Source organism: Pseudomonas sp. X10 (assembly GCF_054889225.1).
In genome coordinates this window covers 2219200-2237871 of the sequence record NZ_CM142677.1, presented here as the reverse complement: position 1 = coordinate 2237871, position 18672 = coordinate 2219200, and the positions used below count along the sequence as shown (strand labels likewise).

Here is an 18672-nt window from a genome sequence, read left to right as displayed (position 1 = left end):
CCCCCATGAACAACATTCCCCCTGTTTCCGAGCCCATCACCCTGCCCCTGGAACAACCCCGTACCCTCGTTTTCCTCGCCTACCCGCAAATGGGCCTGCTCGACCTGACCGGCGCCCAGACGGTGTTCTGGGCCGCCACCAAGGCCATGGCCGAACGCGGCCTGCCCGGTTACCAGATGCACACCGCCAGCCTGGACGGCGGCCTGATGCCGACCGCCGAAGGCCTGGCAGTGGGCACCGAGCGCCTGGAACCCCTGCTGGAAGGACCGTTGGATACCCTGATCGTGCCAGGCGCCCCCGAGATGATCCGTACCCTTTGCGAGCACCAGCAACTGGTGGCCTGGCTGCGTATCGCCGCAGCCCGGGCCAAGCGCACAGCCTCGGTTTGCAGCGGCACCTTCCTCCTGGCCAGCGCAGGGCTGCTCGACGGCCGACGCGCGGCCACCCACTGGGCCATGTGCGATGTGCTGCGCCGCGACTTCCCCGATATCGAAGTAGACAACGAATCGATCTTCGTCCAGCAAGGCTCGGTCTGGACCTCGGCGGGCGTCAGCGCCGGCATCGACTTGGCCCTGGCCTTGGTGGAGGCCGACTGTGGCCGCGACGTGGCCATGCAGGTGGCCCGCGAACTGGTGGTGTTCCTCAAGCGCCCCGGCGGGCAGGCGCAGTTCAGTGAACTGCTCAAGTCCCAGGGCGAAGACAGTGCCGAATTCGACGATCTGCACCTGTGGCTGACGCAAAACCTGGAAGACCCCCACCTGACGGTGGAGCGCCTGGCCCAGCAAGTGCGGATGAGCCCACGCAACTTCTCGCGGGTCTACAAGCTCAAGACCGGCCGCACACCGGCCAAGGCCATCGAGGTGTTCCGCCTGGAAGCCGCACGGCGCTTGCTGGAGAACTCGGCCTGCAACATCGACCAGATCGCCCGCCTGTGCGGGTTCGGCAGCGAGGAGCGGATGCGCCACGCGTTCCAGCGCCATCTGGCGGTCTCGCCCCGGGATTACCGCAACCGCTTCGCCCGCCCGGCCGCCTTCACCGCCAGCGCAACCAGCGCAGCAGCCCACCCTTCCTGACCTGCTCGGGCTTCTTCATCACTACCAGGCTGCGGATGCCCTCGCGCTGGTGCTGGAGCTTGTTCAAGGCCACCTTCAGTTCGCTCTGGTGATCGAGCTGGGCCCCCAGCAACGAGCGGTCGATGCGGTACAACCGGCCGCTGGTGATACTTCGGAATTCGGCACGGGAGCGGCCCTCGGCGAGAATGCCCTCCTCGCCCATCACCTCGCCAGGGCCCAGGCGCACCGCCTCAATCAACTGCTCGCCATCGTGGATGGACGCCGATATCACCCCGGTGCTGATGATCATCAGGCAGTTGGCCACTTCATTGAGGGCCAGGATCACCTCGTCGGCCTGGTACTCCACCGCCACCATGGCGTTGGCCAGTTGTTCCCGCGCGTCCTTGCTGAGGGAGCGGAAGATCCGCGCCTCCTCCAGCAGGCGTCGCTGGCGGCTCCAGGGCTGGACCTCCTTGCCTGCCCCGGCCGTGGTCCACCAGGTAATGCCGGAAGCCTCCAGGTGTCGGTGAGCGAGATCGAACATCAGGTTGCACACCTCGTTCTTCTGCCCCATGGTACCGACATAGCCCTTGAGCTCGTATTCGTTGTATTCCAGGTGCGAGCTCTTGAGCGACACCTTGGTCGAGAAGCCCGGCAACAGGTCGCGAGTCCCCTGCAATGCCCGCTCCAGTGCCTCGATGGCCTGGCGGGGGCGCACGCCGCTGGGAATGGCCATCACCACGCTGACCGCGTAGGCGTTGCCGGGACGGCTGTAGTTGAGAATCCGGGTCTTGGCGATCAGCGAGTTGGGCAGGATCGCCAGGCTGCCCTGCCCCGTCATCAGGTGCGTGCTGCGCCAGTCGATTTCCATCACCTTGCCTTCGATACCGTCGATGGCGATCCAGTCGTCGAGCTGGTAGGGCTTGGTGGTGTTCAGGACAATGCCCGAGAGCACGTCGCCCAGTGTGGTACGCAGCGCCAGGCCGACACCAATCGCCACGAACCCCGAGGTCGCCAGCAAGCCCTTGACCGGCAACTGCAGCACATAAGCTGTCGCGGCGACGATGGCCACCAGGAAGATCGCCGCCCCCATCAGGTCATACAGTAGCCGCGCGCTATGCCCATCCCGACCCATCAGGCCATTGCCCAGCAGCACCGTGAGTGTCCGCGCGGCGAACAGCCACCAGCCGATGCCCAGCGCGGTGGCGACGAGGTTCAGGAAGGCATCGTCCGGCCAAGGCGCCGGTTGCAGGGGGCTGATCCCGGCCATCGTCATGCTCCCGCTGAAGGCGGCGAAGATGAGCAGGCGTACTGCGATCCGCAGGGTACGGTACTGGCTGTCGATGAAATGCCAGAGCGCCAGGTCGAGCAGTATCAGCAGCGCGCCGATGGCCAAGGGGTGGGTCTGCAGGAACAGGGGCACGGAACTTCTCCGCGGGCCGGCATGGGCCCGGCTTTGGGTGACGGAAGGCCCGGCGTGCAATGGCAAGCAGCCGCGCGCGGATGATGATGACCGCAGGTTAAGCGCGGGAGGACGGTGCGGTCAGTTGTACATCGGGTTGGCCTATCGATACCTGGGTATGCCTCGGAGCTCCGGCCTACCTCTGTTGCCGCGCTCGGCGGCGTCTACCCAGGCTGTCTTGCCCTCCCACAATGCACTGTATCGCGCCTCGCAGAAGGCCTGGCCGCTGGCAGAAAGTCTGGGTTTTTTGGCCTAGGTGGCGCACACCTTTGCTCTTACGATGAATTACGGTTTCTTCCATCGAGAAGCGCATGACCGACATGAACAACAACAGGTCTGCCAGAGCGCCTGCAGCGCGCTCATTCTTGAACATCACCTGGCGCCCCATCCCACGAGAGGCCGCCGGGCTTTTCGTTGCCGGTCTTCCATCACTGCCTGCTTTCAAACTTTCGTTACCGCCCGGATGTCACGCCGATGAGGAGCGCATGACCGCATGAACATCACCAGGCCAGCCAGTGCACTACGACGCTTCAACTGCTTCAGGAGCAACGAAGCCAAACGCTACAGCCCGGGGTATCACCTGAGTGCGCGTCCGCTGATCGGCATCAGCCCCAAGCCCCTGGAAAACGCCCTTGGATGGATCGTCGGCCTGATCGTCGCCTTCGGCATCGTCATCATCAACGCCGAAACCCACAGCGACCTGGCCCCCACCATCCTCTACATCACCCTGCTGCTGATGGCGGCCAACCTGTTCTCGATCAACGTGGTGATCGCCGTCGCCCTGATGTGCATGAGCCTGCTGGTGGTGCTGTTCCTGGCCAATGGTGGCTACCACAGCTGGAGCACCTCCACGGGCTTCTTCCGTTGTCTGACTGCGTTGTCGGCCATCACCTTCCTCGCCCTGCGCAGCAAGTACGCCGCCGACAGCTTGCGACACAACGAGATCTACCTGATCGGCGCACAGCGCTTGAGCCAGACCGGCAGCATCGGCTTTCGCGCCGGACGCGAGGAGGTGACCTGGTCGGACGAGTCGGCGAGGATCTTCGAGTACCCGCTGGCCGAACAACCCACCTTGTCGATGATCGTGCAGCGCACCCACCCCGAAGACCGCTCGCTGCTGCTGACAGTGCTGGACAAGGCCGCGCGCGAGGAGAGCCTGCTCGAGGTCAAGCATCGCCTGCTGATGCCCGACGGTAGGATCAAGCATGTGCACATGATCGCCAGCCCGCTGTCGACCCAACACGGGCGCCTGGAGTACCTCGGTGCGCTGATGGACATCACCGCCAGCAAGCAGGCCGAGGAAGCCCTCTACCGCACGCAGATGCAACTGGCCCATGTCACCCGGGTGACCTCCCTGGGCGAACTGGCGGCCTCCATCGCCCATGAGGTGAACCAGCCCCTGGCCGCGATCACCAGCAGCGGCGAGGCCTGCCGGCGTTGGCTCGACCGGCCCGAACCCGACCTTGAGGAAGCGCGCCAGTCATTGGAGCGCATCATCGCCAGCGCCAACCGCGCCAGCGAGATCATCAGCCGGGTCCGGACGCTGTCGCGCAAAGGCGATCCGCTGCGCCAGACCGAATCCCTCAACGAGGTGGTCAGAGAGACCCTCAGCCTGCTGCAACACGAACTGGCCCACCACAAGATCACCGCCAAGGTCGAGCTCGATGCCCTGGACGACCAGGTCAACGCCGACCGGGTGCAACTACAGCAAGTCATCATCAACCTGGTCATCAACGCCTGCCAGGCCATGGCGACGGTCAAGGCCGACCGCCGGCTCCTGCACTTGCGCTCCTGGGTCGAGGAAGGCGAGGTGTTGCTGGAGATCACCGACCAGGGGCGCGGCATTCCGGCCGAGGTGCTGCCTAGCCTGTTCAACCCTTTCTTCACCACCAAGGAAAACGGCCTGGGCATGGGCTTGTCGATCTGCCGCTCCATCGTCGACTTCCATGGTGGACGGATAAGCGCCAGCAGCCATGGCGAGCAGGGCGCCAGCTTCCTGCTGGCACTGCCCCAGGTGGCTGGCGAAGCCGGCTGACCCGAGGGCGGGCTGCGCGCCCAGCCCTGTGCAGCCGCATATCCTCTTGCTCAAGGAGCCTGTCATGAACGAGTCACATCCCTTGAACCTCGCCGCCAACGGCGACCCCTATGTCTTCATCGTCGACGACGACACGGCCTTGCGTGAGTCCCTCGGCAGCCTGTTACGCTCCATCGGCCTGCGGGTTGGCTTGTTCGGCTCGGCCAACGACTTCCTCGCCCACAAACGTCCGGACACGCCCAGCTGCCTGGTGCTGGATGTGCGCCTGCAAGGCGTCAGCGGCCTGGATTTCCAGCGCTACTTGAGCACGACCGATATTGATCTGCCCATTGTCTTCATGACGGGCTATGGCGACATTGCCATGACCGTGAGGGCGATGAAAGCCGGTGCGGTGGACTTCCTGACCAAGCCCTTGCGCGAGCAGGACCTGATCGACGCCGTCACCGCCGCCCTGGCCAAGGACCACCAGCGGCGCGATGCTCAGCGCAAGCTGGAAAGCGTGCGCCAACGCTACGCCACCCTCACCCCACGTGAGCAGACTGTCATGGCCCTGGCAGTTTCGGGCCTGATGAACAAGCAGATCGCTGGCGAGATCGGCCTGAGCGAGATCACCGTCAAGACCCATCGTGGCCAGGCCATGCGCAAGATGGGTGCCCGTTCGTTCGCCGACCTGGTGCGTATGGCCGAGGTGTTGGATGTCAATCACTGAATAGCGGCCAACTATACGCAGGTATACTAACTTCGCCGGCCAGGACGGCGTACCTTGCGATTATCACGGCGCCATCATGAGCCAGCCGACATGACGCAAGATTACAATATGCCCGCACCTGCCAATATTTCAGTGGTCGATGACGACGAAGCCATGCGAATCGCCCTGAACAGTTTATTGCGCTCCCATGGTTATAGCGTAAAGACCTATGACAGCGCCCAGGACTTCCTCTGTTCCGATGGTCCCGGCCAGACCCATTGCCTTGTTTCGGATATCCAAATGCCGGGTATGCGTGGCATCGAGATGTACGAAGCCCTGGCGGCGATGGGCTACACCATCCCGGTGATCTTCATCACCGCCTATGCCAGGGGGGTTCCGCCCTTGCGCAGCGGCACGCCGGAGCCCATCGCCTGCCTGCCGAAGCCCTTCCGCTCGGAACAACTTATCGACTATATCGAAGTTGCCCTGAGTGGCTCCGCGGGTCATTAGGAAACTTCTCAGCATCGATACTTTTGTATAACTAGCCGATGCCTTGGCGCCTGTCGCTTAACCGCATGTTGCAGTGCCACCGTCACGCTGAGGGCGTATTATTTTTCCAAGGCACGGCAACGAGTTCTACGCTCTTAGATATATAGAGTGAGTGTATAAACTCGAAGTGCAATATCCACCGTCGCGCCCACGCCAACAATCAAATTAACCCAGTGATATCCAGACACTCTCAGGAGCACAACATGAAACAACAGATTCTGATCATAGGCGCAGGATTCGCTGGCTTGTGGAGCGCCTTGAGCGCCAGCCGTCTGCTGGACCAGCAGGGCCGTGACGACGTGGAAATCACCCTCCTCGCCCCCCAGGCGGAACTGCGCATCCGTCCGCGCTTCTACGAACCGGATGTGCACAACATGGCCGCGCCGTTGCAACCCTTGTTCGACGCGGTGAACGTGCGCTTCGTGCAAGGCACGGCCCAGCAAATCGATGAAGCCGCCAAGACCGTCACCTACCGCGATGCGTCCGGCCAGGATGCCAGCCTGGGCTACGACCGCCTGGTGCTCGCCTGTGGCAGCCAGCTCAACCGCCCCAACCTGGAAGGCATTCACCAGTACGCGTTCGATGTGGACAAGATCGAACAGGCCATACGCCTTGAGCAGCACCTCAAGTCCCTCGCCGACCTGCCGGACAGCGAAGCACGCAACACCGTGGTGGTCGCCGGCGGTGGCTTCACTGGCATCGAGACCGCGACGGAATTGCCCGCGCGCCTGCGCGCGATCCTGGGCGATCAGGCTCGGCCCCGGGTCATCGTCGTCGACCGTGGAGCGAAGATCGCCGCGGCCATGGGCGATGGCATTCGTCCGTCCATCGAAGAGGCCTCCAAGGAACTGGGCATCGAATGGATCTGCGGCGCCAGCGTCGCCTCCGTCGATGAGAGCGGCGTAACCCTCGACGACGGCCGGCGCATCGAATCCAAGACCGTGATCTGGACCGTGGGCTTCCGTGCCAACCCGCTCACCGAACAGATCCAGGGTGAACGCGACCACCAGGGCCGCTTGCACGTGGACGGCCACCTTAAGGTCAAGGGCAGCCAGGACGTGTACGCGGCCGGCGATGTCGCCTACGCCGCCTGCGACGACATTGGCAATTTCGCCCTGATGTCCTGCCAGCACGCCATCCCCCTGGGCCGCTACGCGGGCAACAACGTCGTGGCCGACCTGCTGGGCCTGCAACCGATGACTTACCGCCAGCCCAAGTACGTGACCTGTCTCGACCTGGGCGCCTGGGGCGCGGTGTACACCGAAGGCTGGGAGCGTGAGGTGAAGCTGCTCAAGGATGACGCCAAGAACCTCAAGACCCAGATCAACAGCCTCTGGATCTACCCACCAGCCGCCGACCGCGCCACAGCCCTGGCTGCGGCTGACCCGTTGATCCCGGTGGCGTGAAGCGAGTAGCGCGGGGAGCGGCGGCGTCGCCCTCCCCGGATTGACCCTTGGTTTTGAATGACGTCCCGGGCGTGCCTCCCCCCTCCTCCGACTTCGGGACTTGCGTTGCGCCTGCCATGGATTGGCAGGCGTTTTTTTATGGCGGGTGCCTGCCTTAGGTTCTTTGGTGTCCTTTAGATCCCGCGCCGCCCGCGCGGCGCATCGCTGTGCATGCCGGCAGTTCTTCGGTGCCTCCAAGATCCCGCGCCGCCCGCGCGGCGCATCGCGACACAAGGCCGCTCCCACATCGATTGCAACGTGCCATGGCCTGATAGACCGAAGTCTTAGACTTTGTTTGTACGACAGAGATATCGAGGTGGGCGCAACAGGCTCCCACACAATCTTTCGCCCAGCACCAAGGCTACTGTGGGAGCGGCCTTGTGTCGCGATGCGCCGCATGGGCGGCGCGGGATCGTAAGGGCGCGAAAAGACTTAAGGCATGCGCCTGATGACCATCGCGCTACCCCACTGACTCCCCCAAGCAATCCGTGAAGAACCTTTTTTATGAGGCACTTAGCGCCATGACCATCAGTTGCCTCAACCCACCAGATGCAAGAAGTGCATATGCCGCTCGAAGTGGTCGAGGATGTCGCCGATCACTTCATCCTTGGACCAGCCCATCACGTCATGATCCTGCCCGCCTTCACGCAAGTGCACTTCGGCGCGGAAGTACTTGCGCTCTTCGCTGGGTGAGTCAGTCATCACGAAGCTCGGCATCGCATAGGCATGGGGCCTGATCTCGTAGACGAACGGATTGTCAGCCGGGCCGACCTTCAGGCTGACGCTGCCCTCCTCGCCGTCCTCGACGCTGCATTCATAACCCTGGCGGCGCCATTCTTCGGCCACCGACAAACACGCCGGCCTGGCGACTTCACTGATGAAACGCAGCACATGGGTACGCCGGGGGAACATGGCCAGGGTTCGCAGACGCCGCTGCCAGCTCCCCGTGGCCCGCGATGCGGTCGGCGAGATGCTCAGCGCCTGATGGCGCAAGCCACGCTTGGTGGCATCGAGCTTGAGCGCCTTGAGCAGACCGCGCATGCTGAACAACAAGGCCAGGGTAAACGGCAAGGCGCTGGCGATGGTCGCCGTCTGCAAGGCCTTGAGCCCGTCGGCCAGCAACAGGGCAATGGCCACCAGGCCCATGCTCGAAGCCCAGAAGATGCGCTGGCGCACAGGCGTGTGTTCTTCGCCACCAGAGGCCAGCATGTCCACCACCATGGCGCCGGAGTCGGCCGAGGTGACGAAGAACACCACTACCATCACCACCGCCAGCACGCTGATCGCGCTGGCGAACGGGAAGTGCTGGAGGAAGGCGAACAGCGCCAGCGAGGTGTCCTTGTCGACCGACATCGCCAGGTCGCTCAAGCCCTCGTCGAGGATCATGTGGATGGCGGTATTGCCGAACACGGTCATCCACAGCAAGGTGAACGCGGTCGGCACCAGCAGCACGCCGGTGACGAATTCACGGATGGTGCGCCCGCGCGAGATGCGTGCGATGAACAGCCCCACGAACGGCGACCAGGCCAGCCACCAGCCCCAGTAGAACAGGGTCCAGCCGCCGATCCAGTCGGTTGGCTGGTAGGCGTAGAGGTTCAGGGTGCGGCTGACGATCTCGCTCAGGTAGCCACCAGTGTTCTGCACGAACGTCTGCAGGATCAGCACGGTCGGCCCGAGCAGGACCACCATCAGCATCAACAGCACCGCCAGGCTCAGGTTCAGCTCCGACAGCCGCCGTATACCCTTGTCCAGGCCGGACACCACCGACAACGTGGCCAGGGCGGTGGTCACGATGATCAGGACGATCTGGACGGGGATGGACACCGGCAGCCCGAACAAGGCGTTCAACCCGGTATTGATCTGGGCCACGCCGAACCCCAGCGAGGTGGCCACGCCCAGCACCGTGCCGATGATCGCGAAGATGTCGACCGCATGGCCGATCGGCCCATGGATGCGCTCGCCGATCAGCGGATACAACGCCGAGCGCAGGGTCAGCGGCAAGCCGTGGCGGTAGCTGAAATACGCCAGGATCAGCGCCACGATGGCATAGATGGACCAGGCGTGCAGGCCCCAGTGGAAGAAGGTGATCTTCATCGCCTCTCCGGCGGCAGCGACCGTGTTGCCGTCGCCCACCGGCGGTTTGAGAAAATGCATGACCGGCTCGGCCACGCCGAAGAACATCAAGCCAATGCCCATACCCGCTGAAAAGAGCATGGCGAACCAGGTCGTGCTGCTGTAGTCCGGGCTGCTATGGTCAGGGCCCAGCTTGATGTCGCCGTAGCGGCTGATGCCGAGGAACACCACCGTGCCGAGGATGATCGCCACGGCCAGGATGTAGAACCAGCTGACATTGGTGATGATCCAATGCTGGACCAGGGCGAACAGCGCCTGGGCATGGTCATGGAACACACTGGCATAGAGCACCAGCAACAGCAGCAAGACCGCCGATGTCCAGAATACCGGCGGGTTGAGGGTGGGCGTAGTGGCGGGTTCGTTCTTCGAAGCCATGTACGTGACTCTCCAGGGTGACGCGCGGGCTGGCGCTTGCAGAGGTGAAGGATAGACTCTGACCGCCAGCCACCGCCGGAGTTTGCCTGGGATTGCGTCACGCCCGGCAGTCCCCTGTAACCAAACTGAAACACCAGCTCAGACGAAATGCGCATTGCGCTCTTTCGATATGTATCGAGTGAAGGCACAATGCGTGTCCTTTTTTTGGCCGGCCTGGCCGGGGGCCTCTAAATGATCAAAACGCCGTACTACCTCATCGATAAACAGAAGCTGCTGCGCAACATGGAGAAGATCGCCTACGTGCGCGAGCAGTCCGGGGCCAAGGCGCTGCTGGCGCTCAAGTGCTTCGCCACCTGGTCGGTGTTCGACCTGATGCAGCAGTACATGGATGGCACCACCTCCTCGTCGCTGTACGAGCTCAAGCTCGGCCGCCAGAAGTTCGCGGGCGAGACCCACGCCTACAGCGTGGCCTGGGCCGACGACGAGATCGAGGAGATGCTCGATAACTGCGACAAGATCATCTTCAACTCCATTGGCCAGTTGCAGCGCTTCGCCGAGGCGTCCGAGGGCAAGGTGCGCGGCCTGCGCGTCAACCCCCAGGTGAGCAGCTCGGACTACCTGCTGGCCGACCCGGCGCGCCCCTTCAGCCGCCTGGGCGAGTGGGACCCGGAAAAGATCGAAGCTGTCATCGGCCAGATCTCCGGCTTCATGTTCCATAACAACTGCGAGAACGGCGACTTCGACCTGTTCGACCAGATGCTGAACGTGATCGAGGAACGCTTCGGCCACCTGCTGCACAAGGTCGAGTGGGTCAGCCTCGGCGGCGGCATTCACTTCACCGGCGAAGGCTATGCGCTGGACGCATTCTGCGCGCGCCTGAAGGCCTTCTCCGAGAAGTACGGCGTGCAGGTCTACCTGGAGCCGGGCGAAGCAGCCATCACCCAGAGCGCCTCGCTGGAAGTGACCGTGCTCGACACTCTGTACAACGGCAAGCACCTGGCCGTGGTCGACAGCTCCATCGAAGCGCACATGCTCGACCTGCTGATCTACCGCCTCAACGCCAAGCTGGCGCCCAGCGAGGGCGAACACACCTACATGGTGTGCGGCAAGTCCTGCCTGGCCGGAGACATCTTCGGCGAATACCAATTCGATCGTCCGCTGGCCATCGGCGATCGGCTGTCGTTCATCGACGCAGCGGGCTACACCATGGTCAAGAAAAACTGGTTCAACGGCCTGAAAATGCCGGCCATCGTAGTGAAACAACTCGACGGTACCGTCGAGGTGGTTCGTGAGTTTGGTTTCCAAGACTACCTGTCCAGCCTTTCCTGAGCTGGCAGATAAGGAGAGATAGCTAAATTGAAGAAGAACGTTCTTATCATTGGTGCAGGAGGTGTCGCCAAGGTGGTGGCCCACAAGTGCGCGCAGCATAACGACGAACTCGGTCGTATTGCGATTGCGTCGCGGAACATCTCCAAATGCCAGGCCATCATCGACAGCGTCAAGGCCAAGGGCAGCCTCAAGCAGCCCGCCGACATCCAGGCTTTCTCGCTGAACGCCATGGATGTCGAGGCGACCAAGGCGCTGATCCGCGAAACCGAATCGCAAATTGTCATCAACGTCGGTTCCGCCTTCCTCAACATGTCGGTGCTGCGTGCCTGCATCGATACCGGCGCTGCCTACCTGGACACCGCCATTCACGAAGAACCGGGCAAAATCTGCGAAACCCCGCCCTGGTATGGCAACTACGAGTGGAAACACCTCGAGGAATGCCAGCAGAAGAACATCACCGCCATTCTCGGCGTAGGCTTCGACCCAGGTGTGGTCAACGCCTATGCAGCCCTGGCGCAGCAACAGTATTTCGACAGCATTGATTCGATCGACATCCTCGACGTCAATGCTGGCTCCCATGGCAAGTACTTCGCCACCAATTTCGACCCGGAAATCAACTTCCGCGAATTCACCGGACAGGTGTGGAGCTGGCAGAACAGCCAGTGGACCAGCAACACCATGTTCGAAGTCAAGCGTACCGATGACCTGCCGGTCGTAGGCTCGCAGAACCTGTACCTGACCGGCCACGATGAAGTGCACTCGCTGTCCAAGAACCTGAACGTGCCCAATGTGCGGTTCTGGATGAGCTTCGGCGAGCACTACATCAACGTGTTCACTGTACTGAAGAACCTCGGCCTGCTCTCCGAGCAACCGGTCAAGACCGCCGAAGGCCTCGAAGTCGTGCCGCTGAAAGTGGTCAAGGCCGTGCTGCCTGATCCTGCCTCGCTGGCGCCGGGCTACACCGGCAAGACCTGCATTGGCGACCTGGTCAAGGGCAGCAAGGATGGCCAGCCGCGCGAGGTGTTCATCTACAACGTGGCCGACCACGAGGAAGCCTACGCCGAGACCGACAGCCAGGGCATCTCCTACACCGCTGGTGTGCCGCCCGTGGCTGCCGCCCTGCTGGTCGCCCGTGGCCAGTGGGATGTGCAGCGCATGGTCAACGTCGAGGAACTGCCGGCCGAGCCGTTCCTCAAGGCGCTGGACGTGATGGGCCTGCCGACCCGCGTCAAGGACGAGCGTGGCGACCGCGCTTGGGACGCCACGGCCTGAGTCGTACTGAGACAGGGTGCGCCGCAAGGGCGCGCCTTGTCCGACTCTGCTTCCGAGGCGTCGGCCTGACGCCTCGGAACCTGGCAGGCATGCCTGCTTGATCCTCTCCCTCTCCGGCTCGTCTTGCCTCCAACCATAGAATCTCCCTCAGAGTCCCTGCCAGCAGCGCTGGATTGACCACCACTTGCGATAAAGCCTCAAGCCATTTGCAGCGATGCAAAACCGCAACTGTTGCAAAATGGAACGCTAAAGTTGTTAATCCAGCACCTGTCGCGTAACACCGCGCAACGAAAACAGACATGAGAAGCAGCATGATCGAAGTCACCGAGGTTTCCATCGCCGAACTGCGTGCCGCGCTCGAATCCGGCCAGACGACAGCAGTCGAGTTGGTCAAGGCCTACCTCGCCCGGATCGACGCCTACGACACACCCGCCACCGCCACCGCGCTGAACGCGGTCGTGGTCCGCAACCCCGAGGCGCTCAAGGAGGCCGAGGCTTCCGACGCCCGCCGCGCCCGGGGCGAGACCCTTGGCCCGCTGGACGGCATCCCCTATACCGCCAAGGACAGCTACCTGGTCAAGGGCCTGACGGCCGCCTCGGGCAGCCCGGCCTTCGCCAAGCTGGTCGCCTACCGCGACGCCTTCACCATCGAGCGCCTGCGCGCCGCCGGCGCCATCTGCCTGGGCAAGACCAACATGCCGCCCATGGCCAATGGGGGCATGCAGCGCGGCGTGTATGGCCGTGCGGAAAGCCCGTACAACGCGGGCTACCTCACCGCCCCGTTCGCCTCGGGCTCCTCGAATGGCGCAGGTACCGCCACTGCCGCCAGCTTCTCGGCCTTCGGCCTGGCCGAAGAGACCTGGTCGAGCGGCCGCGGCCCGGCCTCGAACAACGGCCTGTGCGCCTACACCCCATCACGCGGTGTGATCTCGGTGCGCGGCAACTGGCCACTGACCCCGACCATGGACGTGGTGGTGCCTTATGCCCGAACCATGGCCGACCTGCTCGAAGTGCTGGACGTGATCGTCGCCGATGACCCGGACACCCGCGGCGACCTGTGGCGCCTGCAACCCTGGGTGCCGATCCCCAGCGCCGCCTCGGTGCGCCCGGCGTCCTACCTGGACCTGGCGGCGAAGGCCGAGGCCCTGGCGGGCAAGCGCTTCGGCGTGCCACGCATGTACATCAACAAGGACCCGGACGCGGGCACCAGCGAGGCGCCGGGCATCGGCGGACCGACCGGACAGCGCATCAATACCCGGACGACCCTGATCGACCTCTGGGAACAAGCGCGCCAGGCACTCGAAGCGGCTGGCGCCGAAGTGGTCGAGGTCGACTTCCCGCTGGTGTCCAATTGCGAGGGCGACCGTCCGGGCGCGCCGACGGTGTTCAACCGCGGCCTGGTCTCCAAGGAGTTCCTGCACCACGAACTGTGGGACCTGACAGCCTGGGCGTTCGACGACTTCCTGCAAGCCAACGGCGACCCCAAGCTGAACCGTCTGGTCGATGTCGACGGACCGCAGATATTCCCCCACGACCCGGGTACTCTGCCCAACCGCGAAGGCGACCTGGCCGCCGGCATGGACGAGTACGTGCGCATGGCCGAGCGCGGCATCACCCCGTGGAACGAAATCAGCACCCTGCCGGATGGCCTGCGAGGCCTGGAGCAGACGCGCAAGATCGACCTCGAGGACTGGATGGCGCAGTTGGGACTGGACGCGGTGATCTTCCCGACGGTCGCCGACGTGGCGCCAGCGGATGCCGATGTGAACCCGCAGTCCGCGGACATCGCCTGGAGCAATGGTGTCTGGGTCGCCAATGGCAACCTGGCCATCCGTCACCTGGGCGTGCCCACGGTCACCGTGCCGATGGGCGTCATGGCCGACATCGGTATGCCCGCCGGCTTGACCTTCGCTGGCCGCGCCTACGACGACTCGGCCCTGCTACGCTTTGCCGCAGCGTTCGAGTCGACCGGCTCGCGACGCATGATCCCGCCACGTACCCCACCGCTGCAATCCAAGTAGGAAGCAGCGTCAGCTGGCGATAGCTGCCCAGATCGCTCTACCTCAGACAAGGCTTCGCCAGCTGACGCTGGCACCTAGAGGTATTGCGCCTGGGTAGCGACTCCGAACAGCTCGCGCAACCCGCCCACGCCGAGCTTGCGGTACAACCGCTTGATATAGGTCGCGGCGCTCACCGGTCGTACTCCGAGCCGCTCGGCGATTTCCTCGACCGCGCTGCCACCGAGCAATAGGCGCAACAGCTCTTGCTCGCGCAGGGTCAGCTCGACAGGTTGCAGCTTCATCACCCGCTCGGCCAGCAGCAACGGCATTTCATTGGCCTGCAAATAAGCGTGATAGTGCAGGCGCCCCGCCTGGACCAGCAGCGGAGCCAGGGCCTCCAGATGGCCCATCTCCCGGTCCGAGAAGTGCCCATGCTCACGGCCGCGGTAGAAATTGATCGACAACCAACGGTTGCCTTCGCAAGGGGTCAGCAAGGCCAGGCGTTCGGCGATCTGCGGCTGTTCGTAGCAGATACGCCGGTACTCGCCCCGGGCAATGTCGTCGATGGTCTGGCGCTGGACGAGGCTCTTGCCACGGGCACTGCCACCGCTCATGGCCTGCTGGTTGCCATCCTGGCTGTAGAAGCGCTGCACGTAGGTGCTGGAGATGGTGGGCAACGACACTTCCCGAGCGCGGTCGGCAATCGACACCACATGCGGATTGCGCCGCTGGGGATAGGCGAAGATGGTGCACTGGGCCAGAGGCACGCCCGGGCCGATGACCTGCAGCAGATCGGCGGCCAGGCATTTGCTGGGGTTGCCGCCTACCTTGGCCAGCAAACCGACGATAGGGGCGATGTTGACGCCAGGGTCGCTCTGCCCGGAACGCAAGGGCCAGTACTGCATGGCGGATTTCCTCGGAGAAAGGCCAGCCATGACTCTACCACCCTCTCATCGCCGCTGTACCCCGCCCTGCCCGCCAATCGGCAGGCAGAACACCAGCAAGGCCCCCAGCAGCATCAGCAGCGCCGCATAGACGAAGCCTGCCGCAAAACCCAGGGTCACGTCCTTGAGCCAGCCGACCACCAGCGGATTGAGCGCCGAGCCAATGTTGCCCACGGCGTTGATCACGGCAATGCCCACAGCGCAGGCGCGCATGCTCAGGGCCTGGTCCGGGGTGGTCCAGAAGATCGACATGGCGCTGTAGGAGCCACTGGCGGCCATGCAGATGCCGACCAGTTGCAGCAGCGCATGGTCCGACAGCGCCGTCAGCACCCAGCCCGCAGCCGCCAGCAACATCGGCAACACCAGATGCCAACGGCGCTCGCCGGTGCGGTCCGAATGCAGGCCCCAGACGATCATCAGCACGACGGTGCACACCTGCGGGATGGCCGCCAGCAAACCGATCTGCTGGTTGCTGCCGCCAGTGTTGAAGCTTTTGACGATCAGCGGCGTCCACACCGCGATCATCGCCAGGGTGTTGACCAGGCAAAAGTAGACGATGCAGAACAGCGCGATGCGCGGCGAAAACAACTCGGTCCACAGGCTGCCGGCGGGCGCGCTGGCAGGCGCTTTGGCGTTGTCACGGTCGGCCTGCAGCGCCTGCTGCAACAACTGCTGCTCCTTGGCATCCAACCAGCGTGCCTGGGATGGGCGGTCATCCAGGTAGCCGAACACCACGAACCCCATCAGCACCGAAGGCAAGCCCTCGAGCAGGAACAGCCACTGCCAGCCCTTGAGCCCCCATGCCCCATCAAGGCCGAGAATCAACCCCGAAAGCGCGGAGCTGAAGCCAGCGGTAAAGGGCATGGCGATCATGAACAAAGCATTGGCCCTGGCCCGATACAGCGCCGGAAACCATAGGGTCAGGTACAGCAACACGCCCGGCAGGAACCCCGCCTCGGTGATGCCCACCAACATGCGCAATAGGTACAGCGAAGTGGCGTCCCAGGCGAACAGCGTGCAAGTCGAGGCCAGCCCCCAGGCGATCATCAGGCTGCCGATCCAGCGCCGTGCGCCGATGCGCGCCAGGGCGATATTGCTGGGGATGCCACAGGCGATGTAGGCGATGTAGAACACCGTCGAAGCCAGCCCGAACTGGGTGCTGCTCAACCCCAGGTCGTCCATCATGGTCAGGCCGACGAAGCCGATGTTGATGCGGTCCAGGAAGGACAGCACGAAGCAGACGAACAGGAAGGCGATAAGCCGCCGAGAGACCTTGTCGCACACCGGCTGGTAACGGTCGCGCGGGCAGCCGGCCGCCCTGCTCGGCGCCGGGGCATTGAGGCTTGGATTCACGTGGTGGGCTTCCTGGTTCTTGTTATTGGAAGGTGCGCCGGCCTGCCTTGGCAGACCAGCGGCGTGCTGCACGCAGGTAACGGACGGCGCTAGAGGTCCTGCTGGGCAATACGGACCAGCAGGCCGAACTGCTCGGCATCGCCTAGCGCCTCGGCACAGAGCAAGGCCAGTTTCACCAGCATCAGTTGCTGCTTGCCTTCTGGGGAGCCGTCGAGGGCATCGGCGAGTTGGTCGTAGAGGTTTTCAAGGTCGGTGGTGGTCAGTTGCGAGGTCATGACAAAGCTCTCATCCATTGCCCAAGGCGGTTTCGACAGCGCAGCGCAAAGCCTGACCACCGAGCTGGCGCCAGCGGGCGCAAACGTGCTGATCAGGACGCGCCAGGTAGGCACTGCCGGGGCTGGCGCCGTACTTGTCACGCATATGTCCTTCGCGGTCATCGACCAGGCTGTCGGCACCGCGCACAGCGGCGTGTCGGCTACTGGCGACAACAATTACCTGCAGGGCGATACCCCGCTCACGTAGGGCCTGTACCTCGGTCTGAACGTCCTCGGGCAACGCCTCGGCATCGGTGAAATACAGCAGTTGGAAGGCCGCGCCCATCCGGTCGAACAGGAACTGATCATCTCCCAGGCGGATATTGAGCAGCGGCGCGCCCTTGCGGGGACCGCAGCTAAAGCAGCTGTCATCGTCGAGCTGGGCGTTGAGGCAAGAGTCGACATAATCGTGCGGGCGCGAGGTGCGCCAGTGGTAGAGCGGACGCACGAAGGCCTGGCTCAACGACAACGACAGCACCGCATCGCGTAATAGGCGTTGGCCGGCAGTGGGCGGGCTCATGAAGCGTGTGCTCTTGCCCGCCTCGGCGATGATTTCGCGAGCCGCGCCTACGCGCTCGGCGCTGTAGGAGGCGAGCAACCGCGGGCCGGCCAGGCCTTTGAGGGTCATGGCCAACTTCCAACCCAGGGCATGGCAGTCCTGGAAACCGGTATTGGCCCCGCGCACTCCAAAGATCGGCAGCAAGTGCGCGGCATCGCCAGTGAAGATCACCCGCCCGTGGAGGTAGTCCGGCAGGGTCAATGCGCGTGCCGAATACACCGAGCACCAGTCCAACTCCCACTGCGGGTCCTGCACCCCGAGCATGGCCAGTTGCGCATCGATGCGCTCGCGCAGCGATTGCGGCGACAGGGCCTGTTCGGGCGTTTCATCGGCCGGCAGTTGGTAGTCGATACGCCAGATATTGCCTGGCTCGCGGTGCATCAGCACGGTGTTGCCGGGGTTCCAGGCGGGGTCGAAATAGGCCAGGCGTTCGGTAGGCAGATCGAGGTCGATGCGAATGTCGGCGATCACGAAGCGGCCTTCGTAGGATGCGCCTTCGAGCTTCAGCCCGAGCAGGCTGCGCAAGGTCGAGCGGGCACCGTCGGCCGCCACCACCCAATCGGCCTGCAAGGCATAGGGCCCTGCCGGGGTGTCCACCTCCAGGGTGGCGTGGTCCTCGGCCTGGGTCAGTTGGGTCAGCTTGTTGCCCCAGCGCAACTCCACCAGCGGGCTGGCTTGGCAGGCCTCGACCAGAAACTGCTCAAGGCACGGCTGCTGCAGATTGGTCATGGGGGCGAAGCGGTCGTCCGGATCGTGCGGGGCTTCCATGCGGAACACCCGCTGGTTGCGGTAGTAGGAATTACCGAAGCGCCAACCCAGTCCGGTAGCGGTGACGCGCCCGGCCACGCCGACCTGCTGCAGGATCTCCAGCGAGCGGCGGGTGAACACAATGGCACGGCTCCCCTCGCTGACCTGGCGCTCGGCGCTGAGTACCACCGAGGGGATGCCGTGACGGGCCAGGTCCAGGGCCATGGTCAGGCCGATGGGGCCGGCACCGACGATGACCACGCGGTGACGCCCGGCCTCGCCGCCGACGCCGGCGGTATGGGCAGGGAACACCTGGTAATCGAAATATAGGGAGCGACGAGGCTCTGCGAGCGGTGCATGCATCGAACTGCGTCTCCGATTCTTGTGGTTATTACGGATTCGCAGATGACTTTAA

General features: G+C 63.7%; 14 protein-coding genes. 8 read left to right on the top strand and 6 right to left on the bottom strand.

What is annotated here, in order from left to right; translation table 11 throughout:
- Window positions 1–5: 5 nt before the first annotated feature.
- Window positions 6–1073, top strand: a complete 1068-nt coding sequence (locus ACYU03_RS10310) for a GlxA family transcriptional regulator (RefSeq protein WP_461890351.1) — start codon at window positions 6–8, stop codon at window positions 1071–1073.
- Here ACYU03_RS10310 and ACYU03_RS10305 read toward each other — a convergent pair.
- Window positions 1033–2475 carry a mechanosensitive ion channel domain-containing protein gene (locus ACYU03_RS10305; protein WP_461890349.1) on the bottom strand — a complete coding sequence of 481 codons (1443 nt, stop codon included), beginning with the start codon at window positions 2473–2475 and terminating at the stop codon, window positions 1033–1035. The two genes, ACYU03_RS10310 and ACYU03_RS10305, sit on opposite strands and share 41 nt — an antisense overlap.
- Window positions 2476–3007: 532 nt before the next feature.
- On the opposite strand from ACYU03_RS10305, the gene ACYU03_RS10300 reads away from it, so the two are divergent.
- From ACYU03_RS10300 to ACYU03_RS10285, 4 genes are all read left to right on the top strand, one after another.
- A complete protein-coding gene (locus ACYU03_RS10300; RefSeq protein WP_461890347.1) occupies window positions 3008–4549 on the top strand; it encodes a sensor histidine kinase in 1542 nt (513 codons plus the stop codon).
- A 64-nt stretch (window positions 4550–4613) separates the two neighbouring features.
- The gene (locus tag ACYU03_RS10295) at window positions 4614–5258 is read left to right on the top strand and encodes a response regulator transcription factor (protein ID WP_461890346.1); all 645 of its coding nucleotides are present in this window, start codon (window positions 4614–4616) and stop codon (window positions 5256–5258) included.
- A gap of 90 nt (window positions 5259–5348) precedes the next feature.
- Window positions 5349–5747, top strand: a complete 399-nt coding sequence (locus ACYU03_RS10290; protein ID WP_461890344.1) for a response regulator — start codon at window positions 5349–5351, stop codon at window positions 5745–5747.
- Between the two features lie 242 nt (window positions 5748–5989).
- On the top strand, window positions 5990–7192 hold the full coding sequence (locus ACYU03_RS10285; RefSeq protein WP_461890342.1) for an NAD(P)/FAD-dependent oxidoreductase: 1203 nt from the start codon (window positions 5990–5992) through the stop codon (window positions 7190–7192).
- 576 nt (window positions 7193–7768) lie between these two features.
- Here ACYU03_RS10285 and betT read toward each other — a convergent pair.
- Complete coding sequence (gene betT / locus ACYU03_RS10280) at window positions 7769–9739, bottom strand: choline BCCT transporter BetT (RefSeq protein WP_461890340.1); 1971 nt, start codon at window positions 9737–9739, stop codon at window positions 7769–7771.
- A gap of 231 nt (window positions 9740–9970) precedes the next feature.
- Between betT and nspC the strand changes: the two genes are divergently transcribed.
- The 3 genes from nspC to ACYU03_RS10265 all read left to right on the top strand — a co-directional run bounded on the left by nspC (window position 9971) and on the right by ACYU03_RS10265 (window position 14361).
- The gene (nspC, locus tag ACYU03_RS10275; RefSeq protein WP_461890338.1) at window positions 9971–11068 is read left to right on the top strand and encodes a carboxynorspermidine decarboxylase; all 1098 of its coding nucleotides are present in this window, start codon (window positions 9971–9973) and stop codon (window positions 11066–11068) included.
- A gap of 27 nt (window positions 11069–11095) precedes the next feature.
- Window positions 11096–12340 carry a saccharopine dehydrogenase family protein gene (locus ACYU03_RS10270; RefSeq protein ID WP_461890336.1) on the top strand — a complete coding sequence of 415 codons (1245 nt, stop codon included), beginning with the start codon at window positions 11096–11098 and terminating at the stop codon, window positions 12338–12340.
- Between the two features lie 311 nt (window positions 12341–12651).
- Window positions 12652–14361, top strand: a complete 1710-nt coding sequence (locus ACYU03_RS10265) for an amidase (protein ID WP_461890334.1) — start codon at window positions 12652–12654, stop codon at window positions 14359–14361.
- Window positions 14362–14435: 74 nt separating this feature from the next.
- On the opposite strand, the gene ACYU03_RS10260 is transcribed toward ACYU03_RS10265, so the two are convergent.
- The 4 genes from ACYU03_RS10260 to ACYU03_RS10245 all read right to left on the bottom strand — a co-directional run bounded on the left by ACYU03_RS10260 (window position 14436) and on the right by ACYU03_RS10245 (window position 18620).
- Entirely contained in the window at window positions 14436–15245 is an 810-nt protein-coding gene (locus tag ACYU03_RS10260; protein WP_461890332.1) for a LuxR C-terminal-related transcriptional regulator, read from the bottom strand.
- A gap of 45 nt (window positions 15246–15290) precedes the next feature.
- Window positions 15291–16637, bottom strand: a complete 1347-nt coding sequence (locus ACYU03_RS10255; protein WP_461890330.1) for an MFS transporter — start codon at window positions 16635–16637, stop codon at window positions 15291–15293.
- An 89-nt stretch (window positions 16638–16726) separates the two neighbouring features.
- Window positions 16727–16912 carry a DUF2783 domain-containing protein gene (locus ACYU03_RS10250; RefSeq protein ID WP_461890329.1) on the bottom strand — a complete coding sequence of 62 codons (186 nt, stop codon included), beginning with the start codon at window positions 16910–16912 and terminating at the stop codon, window positions 16727–16729.
- Window positions 16913–16922: 10 nt separating this feature from the next.
- Window positions 16923–18620 carry an FAD-dependent monooxygenase gene (locus ACYU03_RS10245; RefSeq protein WP_461890327.1) on the bottom strand — a complete coding sequence of 566 codons (1698 nt, stop codon included), beginning with the start codon at window positions 18618–18620 and terminating at the stop codon, window positions 16923–16925.
- Window positions 18621–18672 lie beyond the last annotated feature (52 nt).